We start from the raw sequence: 16,115 nt of genomic DNA on the forward strand, positions 1-16,115 counted from the left end.
CCCGGGCGGATGAGCGAGGAAGAGGACGTTCCGGAGGTCGAACCGGCCGGGCAGGTCGAGAAGGCCGAGCAGATCGAGAAACCCATGTGGTTCGACGAGATCGGGCCATGCGGGTCGGCCAGCGGGTTCCTGCACTCCGATCCGCGCCATCCGATGCTGTTCGTCAAAAGGCGGCGGCCGATCCTGATGGTGACCTTCGACAACCTGTCGAACGTCAACGACCGCTCGCCGGGGCGGTTGCCATGGGCCTACAAGTTCGCGCGGGACAACCAGGTTAGCCATCTGGGCATCTATGCGCATCTGCCGAACTGGTACCGCGATGCCGGGCTGATCGGGACGATGCAGAAGATGGCCGCCGAAGGGTTCTTCGAGAGGTATGAACGCTGCGTCTTCACCGGCTCTTCGATGGGGGCCTTCGGGGCGCTGACATTCGGGCGGCTGGCGCCGGGGGCGCATGTGCTGGCGTTCAACCCGCAGTCGACGCTGAACGAGGCGCTGGTGCCGTGGGAGACGCGCTACCAGGTGGGGCGGCGGCAGGACTGGTCCTTGCCGCTGGGCGATGCGGCGGAAGCGGTGGCGGAGCTTGGCCGGGCCTACGTGTTTTATGACCCGTATTTCGAGCTGGACCAGTTTCACACCGATCGGCTGATGGCGGCGGAGGGGGTCGGGGGCACCGTGGTGCCGCTGAAATGCTGGTTCTCGAACCATAAGTCGGCGGTGTTCCTGCGCAAGATCGAGGCGTTGAAGCCGATCATGACCGAGGCGCTGTTCGGGGACCTGACGGAGCAGCGGTTCTACGAGCTTTACCGCGAGCGGCGGCGCCTTCCGTGGTATCGCGGGTCGCTGGCCAATTACTTCGAGAAGGACGGGCGCACCGCGATGGCCGAGCGAGCGACGGTGGCGTTTCGCCAGAACCTGCGCAAGCACGGGCGGCTTGGCGGGAACCGGGGCGTGTGATGGCGGAGCAGGCGTGGATCGTTGCGGCGCCGGTGAACGAGGCGCCTTACCTGCTGGAATGGATCGCGCATTACCGCAGCCTGGGGTTCGCGGGGGCCGTGCTGTTTACCAGCGGAAGCGAGGATGGCACCGACCGGATGGCCGCGCGGCTGGCGGAACTGGGGCATGTGCATCATGTGCCGCTTGACCTGAAGGCGGGGCGCGATCCGTTGCGGTATGGCTTGCGGGATGTGCTGCCGGTGCTGGAAAAGCTGGGGGCCGACTGGGCGCTGCCGGTGGATGTGGACGAGTATCTGTCGGTGCGCACCGGGGCCGGTGATCTGCAGAGTTTTCTGACGGCGGTTGGGCAGGCGGATGCGGTTTCGGTCTGCCGCAAGCCGTTCGGGTCGGGCTGGCGGCGGGGGCTCCCGGAAGGGTCGGTGCGGGAGGCTTATACGCTCTGCGCCGAGGAGGATGACCGGGGGCGGATGATCTCGCGCGGGATCAAGACGCTTTTCCGGCCCGGCAAGGTCAGCCGGCTGGCGCCGCACCGGCCGTATTTCGACGAGGGCGCCGACAAGGTGGCGTGGGTCGATGCCGGCGGGCAGGCGATGCCGGAAAAGTATTTCGAGGGGCAGTGGGCGGCGCATGACGGGTTCTCGCACGGGTTCGCGCGGTTGCATTATTACGCCGTGCCCAGCCCCGAGGCGTTCATCCTGCGTCGGGGTGTGCCGGAGAAGAAGAACCATCGGAAGGCGCTGCTGGACGATTGGGGCAAGCTTGACGTGAACGGTGTCGAGGATACCGCGATGGCGGCCGATGTCGCGCGGGCGGCGCCGGTGCTGGAGGCGTTGCGGGGGGATGCGGCGCTTGCCGAGATGGAGCAGGCGGGGCGGGGCTGGCACGAGGCGCGGATGGCGGAAATGCTGCAGGACGGCAAGATTGCCGAGCTGTGCGCCGAGATGACCAACGCGACGCGGGCCGAGACCAAGAAGGCGGAGCGGAAGGAAAAGAAGAAGGACACGGTACGCACCGCGCCGAGGGGGGGCGGGGGCACCTATATGCCGCCGCCGGTGCGCCCGGTGCGGTTCGACGTGAAGGCCGCGGCAGAGGGCGAGAGCCGGGCGGTGCTGCATGGCGGGTTTCACAAGACGGCGACGACCTACATCCAGAAGCTTTTGGAGGATAACGAGGCGTGGCTGGGCGGGCAGAGCGTCTATGTCGTGCCGCACCAGAAGCTGCGCAAGCACGTGACGTTCCCGTCGCAGCTTGATGCGTTCCGGCGGTTGAAGATCAGCCGGCGGACGAAGTTTTCCGAGAAGGAATTACAGGGGTTCGCGGATGCGTTCTTTGCCGAGCCGCTGGCGCTTCGGCCGAAGCGGATGATCCTGTCGGACGAGAACCTGCCGGGCTTGCCGGGGCATTGCGTGACCTCGGGCGCGCTCTACCAGTATCGCAAGACGTTCTTCCAGTGTTTCGCCAGGCGCATCCCGTTGCCGGTGACGGATGCGTTTTTCGCCGTCAGGAACTATGCGGATTTCTTTGCGTCGTCCTACGTGGAATATTTGCGGGCGGCGACGGCCACGACCTCAGGCAAAATGATCACGCCCGAGGAGATGCGGCGGAACGTGCTGGCGAACCTGCCGTCATGGCAGGCGGTGCTGGGGGATTTCGCGGAGGCGTTTCCGGAGACGCGCGTCCATGTCTGGCGGTTCGAGGATTTCCGCGCCTTGCGGGACGAGGTGCTGGGGCTGTTCTGCGGCGAGGGGGTGGATGTGCGGCGGCTGAAGGACATGGAGGATGCCAAGCCCCGGCCGACCGCGTCGCGGCGGGCGGTCGAGGAGCTGGTGCTGATTTCCGAGATGGAGGGGGCGGGTGCCATGTCGGAGCGGGCGAAGGCTGTGCAGGAGCAGTTTCCGCTCAATGAGGAGAACGGCAAGTTCGACCCGTGGAGCGCGGAGGAGCGGGCGCATCTGAACGGGTTGTACGAGCGTGACTGGGCGGCCATTCGCGGCGATGCACGGCTGAGCGTTCTGGACCCCTGAGCGGCCTTGCGCAGGGTTTCACCGATGCGGCCCGCGCACCGCGGAATGCGGTTGCCCGACAGGCGCGCGAGGGTGTATCCAAGGCCTGCGTCATCGGGGGGTGTCGTTATCAGTTGCGGGAGCACACCGTGCGTTTCCCAAGTTTCCTTTTTCAGTCCGTGGGGGCGGCGTTGCTTCTGGCGGTGGCGTCATCGGGCGCATTGGCAGACAACTTCCGCGCCGGTGATCCCCGGCTGACGCTGAGCCTGCAGGCCGGGCAGATGACGATCAACGGGATCGACGAGGTCTTCGATCCCACCGAGACGGATTTCACCAATGCCTATTTCGGCGGGCTGATCCTTGGCTACGAGGTGCCGCTGAGCGATCCGCGTTTCGCGCTGGGCGCTGAGGTTCAGTTGAACCATCACTTCGGGCAGGACACCTATCAGGAACTGGTTCTGCCGGTGACGATCCGCTACAGCCCGGCGCGGCCGTGGCCGGCGGTGATCGACAGTTTTGCTTTCGGGATTGGCTTGTCGCATGCGAGCGAGACCCCGCTGCTGGAAGTGGACAGGCGGGGGGCGTCGCAGCGGACGCTGGTGTATTTCAGCCTCGAGACCGCGTTTTCGGTGGGCGAGGGGAATGACGATATCTTCGTTCGGCTGCATCACCGGTCGGATGCCTACGGGCTGATGGCGACGGATTCCGGCTCGAACGCCTTCGCGATCGGGTGGCGGCGCGGATTCTGACGGGCATCAGGCCCGCTAGCGCGCGGTCTGTTCGGTGACGGCCTGAAGCAGGGCGCGGATCATGGCACGCTGGTCGTCGGAGAAGGCCGGCGCGGCGATGGCAGGGTCGGGGCCGGACAGATCATCCATCGGGAAGAGCGCGGGATCGTCGGGGAAGAAACGCTGGCGCAGGGCCTCGTTGTCCTCTTCGAACTGGCTCAGCAGGGCCAGGGCGGTGGCGTTGTCCATCGCGCGGCCTTCGAACCGCGGGAGGGCGCCCACCGGCATGGAACGGAAGACCTTGCGCGCGTCGAGGCCGGGCATGTCGGCCACCAGTTGCATGAGGTCGAGCAGGTCGATCGAGGGGGTTGGGTTGGCGACCTCTTCGACGGGCGGTTTGTCGTCGGCGTCGATGTCGAGGCCGAGAAGCTGCGTGAAGTCATGCACGACATCGCCCTTGGGGAACGCGGCCGGATCGAAGCGGCGGAAGATGAATTCGGCGTCGGGCCAGGCGGCATCCCAGCCCGAGATGATGCGGCGGTATTCGCCGCCCCTCGTGCCGAACTTGTCGACGTAGTTCTGAAAGCCGGGCTTGACCTTGCCGGTCTTCATCTTCTGCTTGTAGGCGCTTTCGAGGTAGCGGTCCTGGCGGCGGAAGTAGCCGACGATGCGGGTCTCGAAAGGCTCGTCGAGCGCCAGCACCTCACGCAGGAGGGCCGGATCGCTGCCGGTGAACATCTCGGAGGTGAGGACGAGGGTTTCGGCCGGGCTGCCGGCGATCTTGCGGCGGATCTCGGCGCCGGTCTTTTCGGCCTCGGCCCGCTGGCCGCCGCGCAGGTGCACGCCGAGATCGTTATAGGAGCCGCGGCGGCCGCGGATCAGGAAATCGACGGATTTCGAGGCGAGGTAGGGCTGGCGGGACCGGGCGTAGCGCTGGATCGCGGTCGAGCCGGTCTTGGGGGTGCCGATGTGAATCCAGAGCTTGCGCATGGGGTCTAGGCGGCCTCCGTCCCGGCGATTTCCTCGTACATCTCGAAATCGCGGGCGAAGGCGCGGTCGACATTGCGGCGGTCGGCGGCGGTGAGGCTGTCGCAATGCTGCTGGCTGGCGGTGCGGTGGCCGAGATGCTTGCGGGTGTCGATGGCCTCGACCGCCTCGCCCTTCGCGCCGAAGAGGGCGCGGATGATGGCGCGGCGGGCGTCCTCCATCGCCTCGACCCGGCCGATCAGGTCGTAGGAGACGAGGCCGTAGCTGATTTCCTTGTGCTGCGGGCGCCAGTGGCGGTCGAGGTCGCGGGCGCCCTCGTCCTGGGCCAGCAGGTCTAGGAAGGCGGGCAGGGTGATTTCCGTGTCGGCGGGACGGCCGAGATGGGTGTTGAGGTCGCGCAGGTGGCGCGGGTTGGAGCCGGGCTGCAGCTTGTCGGACCATGCCGAGACGGTGCGCGAGAGCGGGTCGCGGACCATTGTGAAGCGGAACCAGCCGGGGCCGGTTAGGGCATCCTGAGCGGTTTCCCATGTCAGGCCGCGGGCGCCGGCGCGCAGGTGGTCGGTGGGCAGGTTGTGGACGCCGTCCATGCTGATTTCCGGCGCGGTGTCGTCGCCGAGGGCGTGGTGCATCTGGGTGATCAGCAGGGTCAGGACGTTGGTGCAGGCGGCCTTGTGGTTCTTCATGTAGAGGAAATCGGGCCCGCCATAGGGTTTCGCCGGCAGGTGCATGGTTTGCAGCAGATGCCGGCGATTGCGGTAGTTCGACAGGATGGCGTTGATCGGGCTCATGCGCTCAGTCGTCGGCAAATTCTTCTTCCGGCTCCGGTTCGGGCTGTCGCGCCGCCCTTGGATCGGGGCGCTTGATGCCGGGATGGGTATAGACCATCTCGATGAAGTCGCGCCAGTCGGGGCGGGACTTGATGTCGGCGATCTTTTCGCGGTGCCATGCGACGGCTTGCATGTGCAGCTCGTTCAGCACCGGGTCGGAGCGGAGCCTGACCAGTTCCCGCAACATGCCGGGCACGTGGCGCAGGACGGAATAGTCGCGCGTGTGGTTGGTGTTCATGGCGTCGAAATATTCGCGGCCCTGGTCGACATGCACGTGGTTGGTGCGGCCGCGGTCGCGCTTGACGAGGAAGCTGTCGGCGGAACGGATGGCGTAGTGATGCAGCCGGGCGTGGGTGTGGGTGAAGCCCGCCCAGGTGCGCCAGGTGATCGTGTCGCCATCGACCTGCTGACCGCCGGCGTCGCGCCAGGTGACATGGGCGTAAGGTTTCTCGGGGTCGGGCGCGCGGGCGGCGTTGACCTTGGGGCGGTGGACGCCCATCCGGTGAAAGGCGCCGTTGTTGCGGAAAAGGGTCTTGATGCCGGCGCCGCGAAAATTGGTGAACTCGTTCTCGGGGGCGCAGGAGAAGAACTGTTCGGTGAGGGGGATGTCTTCGTAATGACGGTGCAGGCCGTTGCCGAAGAGCTTCCAGCAGACCGAGATGGCATCGGCCGGGCCACAGGCGGCGACGAGGTCGGGCAGGGTGCTGCCCGAGCGGACATTCATAAACTCGTCGGCATCCGAGCAGATGACCCAGTCTGCGGCCTTGTAGCGCGGGTGATCGGTCGCGAGCCGGAGGGCGGCGCGCTGGGGCGACAGCTCTGCCCCCTTGCGGCCGATCTGGCGGTTGTTGTTGTCGATATGGGCGGCGAGGCCCATTTCCTCGAGCCGCGTCGCAATGGCGTCGGTGCCGTCGGTGCAGTCGTTGGTGTAGATGAGGAAATCGTCGTAACCGATGGCACGGTTGTACGCGATCCATTCCAGCATGAACGGCGCTTCGTTCTTCATCGTGGTGACGATCAGGAAGCGATCTTTTCGATCGGAGGCCATGATACCTGTTCTTTCGTCTGCCTCGGGCAGGAGTGTCCCACCTCTCGCTAAAGCAGGCAACAAGCATTTATATGGCGATTCTTGGGCGTGTCTTTTGCAAAACGCCGGCTTTGTGAGGGCTTCAGACGGTGAGGCCTAGCCTTGCCGCGATATCCGGGCGGCTTGCGGTGAGTTCCTGTCGCGCCGTTTCGAGCTTGGCCCGGTGGTAGGCGAGGCTCTGGTCGTGGAGCAGGGCAAGGTGCGGGTGGTCGGCCTTGAGCCGGGCAATCGCGGATTTCAGCGCCGGGACATGGCGGGTGATGGTGGTATCCTCGACATCGTTGGCGTTGAAGGTTTCGAAATAGCGGAAATTGATGCGCTCGTCGTCGTCGCTGTTGGCAGTGCCTCGGTAGCGCTTCATCAGGAAGGCTTCGGACGACTTGATCATGTAGTGGTTCATGGTGACCAGCGCGTCGCCGTAGCTGTCCTCGAAGGAGCGCCAGCCCTGCTGGAGGAAGCGCTCCGGCATTTCGTCGCCCGAGCCGTTGACCCATGTGAGCGATACGCGCCCTTCCTGGTAGCGGGGCGAGAGGCGGGGGCGGTGGATGCCGAGCTTGCGCACCGGGTGAGGGCGGAACATCGACTTGAAAGCGGTGTACCGCTGGACCTTGTTCGTGCCCGGAGGGGCGGAGCGGGTGAACTGGGCTATGACGGGTTCGTCCTCGAACGGGACGATGCCGGCATTGCCGAAGACCCGCCATGTGGCCGAAATGATGTCGACCTGCTTGCCGGCGCGGGCCTCCGCCGCCTCGACCAGGGCGTCGACGGTGCCGTCGCCCGCGTGGATGTTGAGGAACTCGTCCGCATCGGCCACCAGCACCCATTCGGAGGTCTTGATGGTCTCGTCGGCCCAGAACCTGTCATAGGCGCGGTTTTGGGGGTCGGACGGTTCGCCCTCGCGCTGGCCGCTGTTCTCGAGATGGGTGATTTCGCCCACGGTGTCGAGGTAGTCGAGCATCTGGCGGGTGCCGTCCTCGGAATCGTTGGAGGCGACGACGACGCGGTCGAAGCCGATCAGCTTGTAGTAACAGATCCATTCCAGCAGGTAGGGGCCTTCGTCCTTGACCGTCCCGAGCAGGGTTCTCGGCTGGCGATCTGTCATGCGGCGGCTCCTTGCTTGGCGGGGCGTTTGCCCATGATCCCTAGAAGTACCAGAGCGGGCGCAGGGCGCAATGCGGCAATGGCTGCGCCCGTGTTGTGGATTTGAGGAAACTTGGCGTGACGATGCGTCAGGCCAAGCTTGATGCGATTCGGGGGGTGGGGTAGAAGTTGCGGCAATAAAAAAGATAACCCGAGGCAATGGAATGGCAGAACTTCCCCCGGTGGGTGCGTTGTGGATTGGCGGGTCGCTGACGTGGCTCGAGCAGCTGTGCCTGAAGTCTTTCGTCGATCAGGGGCACCGCACGGTGCTGTACACCTATGGCGAGGTGACCGGCATCCCCGAGGGGGTGGAGGTGCGCGACGGGCGGGAGGTTCTGGAAACGGACGATTTCCACACCCATGCCCGCACCGGCAGCGTGGCGCTGTTCTCGGACCTGTTCCGCTTTCACATGATCGCGAAGGATCCCGAGATCATCTATATCGACACCGATGTCTATTCGGTGAAGCCGTTGCCGGGCGGGGAAAGCCATGTCTACGGCTACGAATTCTGGTCGGAGGAGAAGCAGAAGGGGCAGATCAACGGCGCCATCCTGCGGCTGCCGCAGGATTCGCCGGCGCTGAACGGGCTGCTGGAGTTCACCAAGGACGAGTACCCGGTGCCGGAATGGCTTCCGCCGCGGTTCCTGAACGAGATCAAGGCAAGGGCCGAGGCGGGCGACCCGATGCACGTGTCGGAGATGCCGTGGGGCGTGTGGGGGCCGCTGGGCGTGACCGCGTTCCTGCAGGAAACCGGCGAGGACAAGCATGCGCGGCCGACCGACTATTACTATCCGGTGCATTTCGCCAACCGCCGGGCCTTTGCCAAGCGGCCGATGGCGGTGAAGCGGAAGCTGACCGAGAACACGCGCTGCATTCATATCTGGGCGCCGATCAAGCGGTTCTGCGCGCGACGCCATGACGGGGTGCCGCCCGAGGGCAGTTGGCTGGCGTCGCTGCTGGACAAGCACGGGATCGAGGCCGGCGCGGCGCCGGTGCCCGATCAGAAGGACAGGTCGGTGGTCGAATAGATGACCGGCAAAGCGACCGCGCCACTTGCGGTGTTCCACCAGTCTGACAGGGTGAAGGCCACGAGCCTTGCGGGGCGAGAGCCGCGGCTGGTGGTGTCGTTCACCGGGGTGGGCAAGCCCGAGGCGCGGCACCAGACCGAGGAATTCGTGAAGAGCAGCCGGCAGGACGGGCGCAACCACGTGCTGTTCGTCTCGGACACCTTGCGAAGCTGGTACAACGATCCGGGGATCTTCGAGGAGATCCTCGACGTGGTTGGCCGGTACCGGCAGGCGCACGGGATCACCGAGACGGTGACCTTCGGTAATTCGATGGGTGGTTACGGGGCTGTGATCTTTGCCGGGGCGCTGCGGGCGAAGAGCTGTCTGGCGATCTCGGCGCAGTATTCGGCGGACCCGGAGGTGGTGCCGGAAGAGCTGCGGTGGAAGGCCTATCGCGAGCGGATCGGACGGTTCACCCGGCCGCCGCTGGAGGATACGTTGGAGCCGGGCTGCACCTATTTCGTGCTGCATGGCGGGGGCAAGGTGGAGCGGCCGCACTGGTCGCGCTTTCCTGTCTGTCCGAACCTGCACCATTATATCATCGGCAAGGTCGGGCATGGCGTGGGCAAGCGGCTGAAATCGGCGGGGCTGATCAACCGGGTGACGGAATGCGCCATCGGGGTGCGGCCCGTGGCGCTGCGCCGGGCGCTGGCGGGGGAGATGGAGTTTCGCCGGCGGTCGAGCCCCGAGACGGTCTAGGCGGCGACGGCGACGCGCTGGCTTTCCAGCACCTTCTTCATCATCAGACGGCCATAGCGCGGGTTGCCGTGGTAGTGATCGTCGCCGCCCTTGGCAAAACGGGGGCGGAGGAAGCCCTGTTCGTCGGCTGCTTCTTTCGGGGGGAGGATCAGCTCGATACCGCGTTCCGCCAGCCATGCGGCGAAGAGGGCGCGGGACTTGACGTCGATGGCCTTGATGATCTCGGGGCGGACGCCGGTTTCGGTCATGATCGGGTGGCTGCGCACGGGCCAGGGCGCCGAGATGACGAAAGGGCGGACGCCGGTTTGCAGGAGCTGGTCGAAGAAGGCGCGGATGTGGCGCTGATCGGCGGCGACCATCTGGGCGAAGGCGGCCTCCGGCACCGGCTGAAGCCCTGGGATGCCGAGCCATGCCGGGGCGGCGCGCAGCCATGCCTCGGAGCGCATCAGGCGGTAGTTGTGGGTGCCGAGGCAGATGCCCCAGCGGTCGGCCGGGCCGAAGCTGGAGAAACCGAAATTCTTTTGCAGCTTGGTGCGGAAACGGTCATTGGTCAGGACGACGCGGCCGTTCTCGATGGTGCTGAACGGCTCGGCCTCGTTGTCGGCGGTGCCGAGGGGGAAGACCACGACCTCCTCGGCGACGCTGTCTTCGAGGATCTGCATGCCGGCGCGCAGGGCGCGGGTGTGGGAGTTGCCGCAGATGTTCAGGGTCATGTCTCGAAGAACTCCAGTATTTCCTCGTCGCAGGCCGGGTCGGAGGTGGGCACGGCGGGTGTTTCGTCTTGCTTCGGCTCGGCGGTGCCGGTGTCGCCGTGGGCGGCGAAGAAGATGTCCATCACCCGGGCCACGCCCTGGGCCGCGACGTTGCGCATGTTGGGGCGGTAGTAGATGCCGCGCATGGGGTGCGATGCGACCAGCTCGTAGGAGGGGAAATAGTCGACGAAGTCATGCGCCATTGCGAGTTCGCCGCAGACCGCGCGGAGCACCGACTTGGAATAGGTCGTGGCCGCCAGGACGTGCTGATCGGTGGCGGTGGCCGTCAGGGGCACGGGCGAGACTGTGAAGAGGAAACGCATGTCCGGGTTGTGCTGGCGGGCGAGGGCGATGAAGGCCTCGGCATCCTGCAGCACCTCGTTGAAGCGGAAGTTGCGGAAGGCGTAGGTGTCCGGGTCGAACGTGCCGGCATGGGTGCCCGGACAGGAGGGGAGCACCGCGCCGTCGCGCTTGTTCACCCAGGCCTCGGTCAGGCCGAAGGTGAAGACGAACAGGTCGGTCTGGCCCAAAAGGGTCTGGACCTGGTCGAGGTGGTATTCGCGGTCGGCCTCCATCTCGGCCAGCGAGGCGAAGCCGTCGGGCTGGATGGTGGGGCGGAACGGATCGTAGGCGCGGCCGTCTTGCAGCCAGACGTGATCGTCCGGGTCCATCGCGCCCTCGGCGCGGGCGAAGAGCTGAAGCAGTTGGCGGATCGAGTAGACGTTGCCGTAGCGGGCGGAGTACTGGCCGTAGCCGAAATCCTCGGCGGTTTCCGCGTCCAGGAAGGGCGGGGCGGGTTCGACATCGGTGAAGCGGTAGTTGCGGGCCTTGAACTGGCGCGCGATGTGCTGGGCGAAGCAGCTTCCGGCGGCGGAGATGCGGGTTTCGCGCGAGATCCGGAAGCGGGGCTGGTAGATGCCGTCCATCTCGATCGGTGACAGGTCGGAGACCGCCGAGCGCCAGAAGGCGCGGCTGGGCTGTTTCTCGTAGGGATTCGCGCCGGCGCCAGAGATGTCGCCGGACGACGGAGATAATACGGGAAAGGACTTCATGGCAGCACTCACAAACCTGATACCTGCGCCCCCACGCAGGGCCCGGCCTGACGACCGGTACCACGTTTTTTCTGTGGTCTGATTATGGCAGAAACAAGGCGGGGTGTGGTGAGAATATGTCTGCGGGCGGCGATTTGCGGCCGGTTCGGCGACAATGGCTGCCAATTGGCTATGGCGTTGCCGATTCCGGAACAAAACGGGGCGAGCCTGGCACGTAGGGCCGCAAGCCTGCGAATCGTGGAAGAGAGAACGGGGCGGCCATGCCGCCCCGTCCGGGACACCGTCAGGATGACGGGTTTACATGTCGGGCATGATCACCTTGTCGATGACATGGATGACGCCGTTCGATGCCTCGATATCGGGCTGCACGACGTTGGCATCGTTCACCATGACGTCGCCCTCGGTCATGATGGTGACCTCGCTGCCCTCGACCGTGGCCGCGGTCATGCCGGCGGTCAGGTCGCCGGACATCACCTTGCCGGGCACCACGGGGTAGGTGAGGATCGCGGTCAGCTGATCCTTGTTCTCGGGCAGAAGCAGGTCTTCGACGGTGCCCTCGGGCAGGGCGGCAAACGCCTCGTCGGTGGGAGCGAAGACGGTGAAGGGGCCTTCGCCCTTCAGCGTTTCGACAAGGCCCGCGGCCTCGACCGCGGCGACGAGGGTTTCGAAGCCCTCGGCGTTGACGGCGGTGTCGACGATGTCCATCGAATGATTGTCCGCAAGCGCCGGCACGGCGGTGGCCGACAGAAGGGTGGCGGCGGTGAGGGCAAGGTATGTTCTGCGAAGCATGTGAAACTCCTCCATGATGTATGCGTGTGTGCGTGTGCGAATGCCTGGTGAGCATTCGGTCCTGACTACGGAGGGAGGGCCGAAGTGGTTCACCGGGAAATCGTGTTGGGGTGGCTGGACTTTTCGGGCCGGCCCGCTAAGCCCGTGCGTTTTGCGTTCTCAAGTCAAAGATTTGTTATTCAAGGTTAGCGGCGTGTGAGCGCGACGGCGCCGAACCGGTGATCCGGCGGGGCACGGCCTGACATTTCCCGGGTTGAAGTCTGGGGCCGCGCGCGGAAGGCTGTAGGGGCGGCGGCCCGCCGGGCCGGGCAAGGAGGGTGGTGATGGAATTGGACATGGGGTTCGCAATGAGGGCCGTCGAGATACTGGCGGTCGCGTTCATCGCGGTGCTGGGACTGCTGGCCTTGGCGGCGGTGATCCTGTTCGTGATCGACCGGTCGCAACGGGGCGACGCGATCCGGCGGAATTACCCGGTGATCGGGCGGTTCCGGCACCTGTTCTCGGAGCTGGGGGAGTTCTTCCGGCAGTATTTCTTCGCGATGGACCGGGAGGAGCTGCCGTTCAACCGGGCGCAGCGCGACTGGGTCGGGCGGGCGTCGAAGGGCGTGGGGAACACGGTGGCCTTTGGCTCGACCCGGAATATCAGCGTGCCGGGCACGCCGATCTTCGCGAACTCGGCCTTTCCGCCGCTCAACGACATGTATGCCAAGACCGAGCCGCTGGAGATCGGGCCGCATGCGCGGATGCCCTTTGCCGCGCCGTCGATCTTCAACATCTCGGGGATGAGTTACGGGTCGATTTCAAGGCCGGCGGTCAGGGCGCTGAGCAAGGGGGCGAAGGCGGCGGGCATCTGGATGAACACCGGGGAGGGCGGGCTGTCGCCCTATCACCTCGAGGGCGGGTGCGACCTGGTTTTCCAGATCGGGACGGCCAAGTACGGGGTTCGGAACATGACCGGCGGGCTGAGCGACGAAAAGCTGAGGGAGGTCGCCGCGCACGAGACGGTGCGGATGTTCGAGCTGAAGCTGAGCCAGGGGGCGAAGCCCGGCAAGGGCGGTATCCTTCCGGGAACGAAGGTGACGCCGGAAATCTCGATGATCCGGGGGATTCCCGTGGGGCAGGACAGCATCTCGCCCAACCGGCACCCGGAGGCCGGCACCTATGACGAGCTGCTCGACATGATCGGGCATATCCGCGAGGTGACCGGCAAGCCGGTGGGGATCAAGACGGCGGTGGGCTCGGTCGAGGGGATGGAGCCGCTCTTCGAGGCGATCGACGCGCGCGGTGCCGAGCATGCGCCAGACTTCATCTCCATCGACGGGGGCGAGGGCGGGACCGGGGCCGCGCCCATGCCGCTGCTCGACCTTGTGGGCATGCCGGTGCGCGAGGCCCTGCCGCGGGTGGTGGACATGCGCGACCGGCACGGGCTGAAGGACCGGATCCGCATTATTGCCAGCGGCAAGCTGGTGAACCCGGGCGACGTGGCCTGGGCGATCTGTGCCGGGGCGGATTTCGTGACCTCGGCGCGGGGGTTCATGTTCTCGCTCGGCTGTATCCAGGCGTTGAAGTGCAACCGGAACACCTGCCCCACCGGAATCACGACTCATAACCCGAGGTATCAGAAGGGCCTCGTGGTGGAGACCAAGATCGACAAGGTGGCGCATTACGCGCAGGCGGTGATCAGGGAGGTCGAGACCATCGCCCACTCCGTCGGGGTGGCCGAGCCGCGGCAGATGCGGCGGCGGCATGTGCGGATCGTGCAGGCGGATGGGACGAGCGTGCCGTTCAACCGGCTTCTGCCGAGCTATGACCCGGCCAAGGCGGCGGAGTAAGGCGCGATTGGGCGGGCCTTCTTACTACGCGCGCGCACGCGCGCGCGAGGGACGGGGAATGTTACGTCAGGGCAACGTGTTTGTGAGCTGGGTTGTTTTGCCGGGCGGGCGGCGGCCCGCTACTTCTTTGGCGCAGATGTAGCGCAATACCGGAGACCGGACGCATGGCCTTTCGCTGGAAGAACACCCTGACCGACAATGACGTGTCTCCGGAGCACCTGTTCCTCAACCGGCGGCAGGTGATCGGGGCGGCGGCGGCCGGGCTGGCGCTGACCGGCATCGGCGCATCGGCGCGGGCCGAGACACTGGAGCCCAATGAATGGGACGACATCACCAGCTACAACAATTTCTACGAGTTCGGCACCGGCAAGGGCGATCCGGCGAAATACGCCCATATGCTGACGACCGAGCCGTGGAGCGTGACGATCGACGGGATGGTCGACCGCCCCGGCGACTATGCCTTCGAGGACATTATGAAGGAGATGACCGTCGAGGAACGGATCTATCGCTTCCGCTGTGTCGAGCGCTGGGCGATGGTGGTTCCGTGGAACGGGTTCGAGCTGGCCGACCTGCTGGAGATGGCGGGCGTGCAGTCTTCGGCGAAGTTCGTGGCCTTCGAGACCGCGCTGCGCCCTGACGAGATGCCGGGGGTGAGCCGGCCGGTGATCGAGTGGCCCTATGTCGAGGGGCTGCGGCTGGACGAAGCGATGCATCCGCTGACGCTGGTGGCGACGGGGATTTATGGCCGGGACATGCCCAACCAGAACGGCGCGCCGCTGCGTTTGGTGGTGCCGTGGAAGTATGGCTACAAGTCGATCAAGTCGATCGTCCGGATCACGCTGACCGACACTCAGCCGCCGACGGCGTGGAACAAGTACAGCCCCGAGGAGTACGGCTTCTATAGCAACGTGAACCCCAAGGTGGATCACCCACGCTGGAGCCAGGAATACGAACAGCTGATCGGGCAGGGGCTTTTCGCCAAGAAGACGCCGACCCGCATGTTCAACGGCTACGAGGAAGAGGTGGCCGGCCTGTACGAAGGCATGGACCTGGTGAAGTACCACTGATGGGGTTTGTCGATCGCTTCAATTCGGCCATGCGCCGCGTGCCGGCTTGGATCGTTTATGCCGGCAGCGTGGCTTATGCGGGTTGGGTGTTCTTTCAGGGCGCGACAGGGGCGCTGGGCCCGAACCCGGTGGAGGCGATCGAACATGCCTATGGGGAGGCGGCCCTTTACCTTCTGATTGCCGGGCTGGCGGTGACGCCGCTGCGGCGGTTCGCCAAGGTGAACCTGCTGAAGTTCCGCCGGGCGATCGGCCTGGCCTGTTTCTTCTTCGTGACGATCCATCTGCTCACCTGGGCGGTGCTGGACGTTCAGGCGCTCGACCGGGTCTGGGCGGATATCCTGAAGCGGCCCTATATAACGGTCGGCATGGCGGCGTTCGTTCTATTGCTTCCGCTGGCGGTGACGTCGAACAACCTGTCGGTCCGGCGGCTGGGACCCAAATGGCGGCTGCTGCACAAGTTGGCCTATCCTGCAGCGATCCTCGGGGCGGTGCATTACGTGATGCTGGTGAAAGGGTGGCAGGCGAAGCCGCTGGTGATGCTGAGTGTCATTCTGGTGCTGCTTGCCCTGCGGCTTCCCGGGATCGGAAAGCCCCGCCGGGCGAGGACGGCGGGCGGGGCGCAGAGCAGGGCCTGACCGAGTCACGAACCGATTCCCGCGGATTCGCTCGCCCGACGCCTCGCGATGCCGGGATTCGGGGCTGATTCAGAGATTCTTTCCGAAAAACCGCCGACTCGGGGAGGCCAGAGCGATTCATCGAAGGGTGAATCGGGCGCGATTCACGAGTCGGGCGGGGGAGTCGGCGCCGATTCCGGGGGAATCCGGGGGTGAGTCCGACCATTTCCCGGCGGATTCCCTGTGGATAAGCCAAATTCCCCCGGATTTGCGCGGTATGGGGCAGAAAAAATCTTGCGCAAAACTGGCGGCCGGCGAAATTTCAGGAACAGAAGCCATTGTTTTCGTTGGGAAATCGAGTTTTTTGAAAAAAACATGACGTTTCCGGAAAAAAGGGCTTGCGAGTGTGAGCCGCAATCCGTAAATACCCCCTCACCGGCGGCGCTGAGGCGCACAACGGAACGCCAGACGGGCCACACGGCAACGAGGCGGACAACAAAACGAGAGATCGATG

15 protein-coding genes are annotated in these 16,115 nt (G+C 65.4%); 8 read left to right on the plus strand and 7 right to left on the minus strand.

Going from position 1 to position 16,115, the window contains the following annotated elements; all coding sequences use genetic code 11:
• Positions 1 to 9: 9 nt before the first annotated feature.
• The 3 genes from RLN94_RS06330 to RLN94_RS06340 all read left to right on the plus strand — a co-directional run bounded on the left by RLN94_RS06330 (position 10) and on the right by RLN94_RS06340 (position 3,709).
• Entirely contained in the window at positions 10 to 957 is a 948-nt protein-coding gene (locus RLN94_RS06330) for a hypothetical protein (RefSeq protein WP_350129360.1), read from the plus strand.
• Positions 957 to 2,981, plus strand: coding sequence for a glycosyltransferase family 2 protein (locus RLN94_RS06335; RefSeq protein WP_350129357.1), 2,025 nt, complete (start codon positions 957 to 959; stop codon positions 2,979 to 2,981). The genes RLN94_RS06330 and RLN94_RS06335 overlap by 1 nt, the downstream gene beginning before the upstream one ends.
• Before the next feature lie 128 nt (positions 2,982 to 3,109).
• The gene (locus RLN94_RS06340) at positions 3,110 to 3,709 is read left to right on the plus strand and encodes a hypothetical protein (RefSeq protein WP_350129354.1); all 600 of its coding nucleotides are present in this window, start codon (positions 3,110 to 3,112) and stop codon (positions 3,707 to 3,709) included.
• A 15-nt stretch (positions 3,710 to 3,724) separates the two neighbouring features.
• Here the strand turns inward: RLN94_RS06340 and RLN94_RS06345 are convergent, their stop codons facing one another.
• From RLN94_RS06345 to RLN94_RS06360, 4 genes are all read right to left on the minus strand, one after another.
• Positions 3,725 to 4,678 (minus strand): hypothetical protein, encoded by a 954-nt coding sequence (locus RLN94_RS06345; RefSeq protein WP_350129351.1) that lies wholly within the window; start codon positions 4,676 to 4,678, stop codon positions 3,725 to 3,727.
• Positions 4,679 to 4,683: 5 nt separating this feature from the next.
• Positions 4,684 to 5,463, minus strand: a complete 780-nt coding sequence (locus RLN94_RS06350; protein WP_350129348.1) for a sulfotransferase family 2 domain-containing protein — start codon at positions 5,461 to 5,463, stop codon at positions 4,684 to 4,686.
• A 4-nt stretch (positions 5,464 to 5,467) separates the two neighbouring features.
• A complete protein-coding gene (locus RLN94_RS06355) occupies positions 5,468 to 6,550 on the minus strand; it encodes a glycosyltransferase family 2 protein (protein WP_350129345.1) in 1,083 nt (360 codons plus the stop codon).
• A 121-nt stretch (positions 6,551 to 6,671) separates the two neighbouring features.
• The gene (locus RLN94_RS06360) at positions 6,672 to 7,691 is read right to left on the minus strand and encodes a glycosyltransferase family 2 protein (protein ID WP_350129342.1); all 1,020 of its coding nucleotides are present in this window, start codon (positions 7,689 to 7,691) and stop codon (positions 6,672 to 6,674) included.
• Between the two features lie 202 nt (positions 7,692 to 7,893).
• Here RLN94_RS06360 and RLN94_RS06365 point away from each other — a divergent pair, with 202 nt between their 5' ends.
• Complete coding sequence (locus RLN94_RS06365) at positions 7,894 to 8,757, plus strand: hypothetical protein (protein WP_350129339.1); 864 nt, start codon at positions 7,894 to 7,896, stop codon at positions 8,755 to 8,757.
• A complete protein-coding gene (locus RLN94_RS06370; protein WP_350129336.1) occupies positions 8,758 to 9,495 on the plus strand; it encodes a hypothetical protein in 738 nt (245 codons plus the stop codon).
• On the opposite strand, the gene RLN94_RS06375 is transcribed toward RLN94_RS06370, so the two are convergent.
• From RLN94_RS06375 to RLN94_RS06385, 3 genes are all read right to left on the minus strand, one after another.
• Complete coding sequence (locus RLN94_RS06375) at positions 9,492 to 10,208, minus strand: hypothetical protein (protein WP_350129333.1); 717 nt, start codon at positions 10,206 to 10,208, stop codon at positions 9,492 to 9,494. The genes RLN94_RS06370 and RLN94_RS06375 overlap by 4 nt on opposite strands.
• A complete protein-coding gene (locus RLN94_RS06380) occupies positions 10,205 to 11,299 on the minus strand; it encodes a GSCFA domain-containing protein (protein ID WP_350129330.1) in 1,095 nt (364 codons plus the stop codon). The genes RLN94_RS06375 and RLN94_RS06380 overlap by 4 nt, the downstream gene beginning before the upstream one ends.
• A 297-nt stretch (positions 11,300 to 11,596) precedes the next feature.
• Positions 11,597 to 12,088: a fasciclin domain-containing protein gene (locus RLN94_RS06385; protein ID WP_350168698.1), complete on the minus strand. Its 492-nt coding sequence runs from the start codon at positions 12,086 to 12,088 to the stop codon at positions 11,597 to 11,599.
• Between the two features lie 335 nt (positions 12,089 to 12,423).
• Here RLN94_RS06385 and RLN94_RS06390 point away from each other — a divergent pair, with 335 nt between their 5' ends.
• The 3 genes from RLN94_RS06390 to msrQ all read left to right on the plus strand — a co-directional run bounded on the left by RLN94_RS06390 (position 12,424) and on the right by msrQ (position 15,622).
• Positions 12,424 to 13,920: an FMN-binding glutamate synthase family protein gene (locus RLN94_RS06390; RefSeq protein WP_350129385.1), complete on the plus strand. Its 1,497-nt coding sequence runs from the start codon at positions 12,424 to 12,426 to the stop codon at positions 13,918 to 13,920.
• A 164-nt stretch (positions 13,921 to 14,084) separates the two neighbouring features.
• The gene (gene msrP, locus RLN94_RS06395) at positions 14,085 to 14,987 is read left to right on the plus strand and encodes a protein-methionine-sulfoxide reductase catalytic subunit MsrP (RefSeq protein ID WP_350129324.1); all 903 of its coding nucleotides are present in this window, start codon (positions 14,085 to 14,087) and stop codon (positions 14,985 to 14,987) included.
• The gene (msrQ, locus tag RLN94_RS06400) at positions 14,987 to 15,622 is read left to right on the plus strand and encodes a protein-methionine-sulfoxide reductase heme-binding subunit MsrQ (RefSeq protein WP_350129321.1); all 636 of its coding nucleotides are present in this window, start codon (positions 14,987 to 14,989) and stop codon (positions 15,620 to 15,622) included. The genes msrP and msrQ overlap by 1 nt, the downstream gene beginning before the upstream one ends.
• Positions 15,623 to 16,115 lie beyond the last annotated feature (493 nt).

Source organism: Roseovarius sp., assembly GCF_040223625.1.
Taxonomy (GTDB): domain Bacteria; phylum Pseudomonadota; class Alphaproteobacteria; order Rhodobacterales; family Rhodobacteraceae; genus Roseovarius.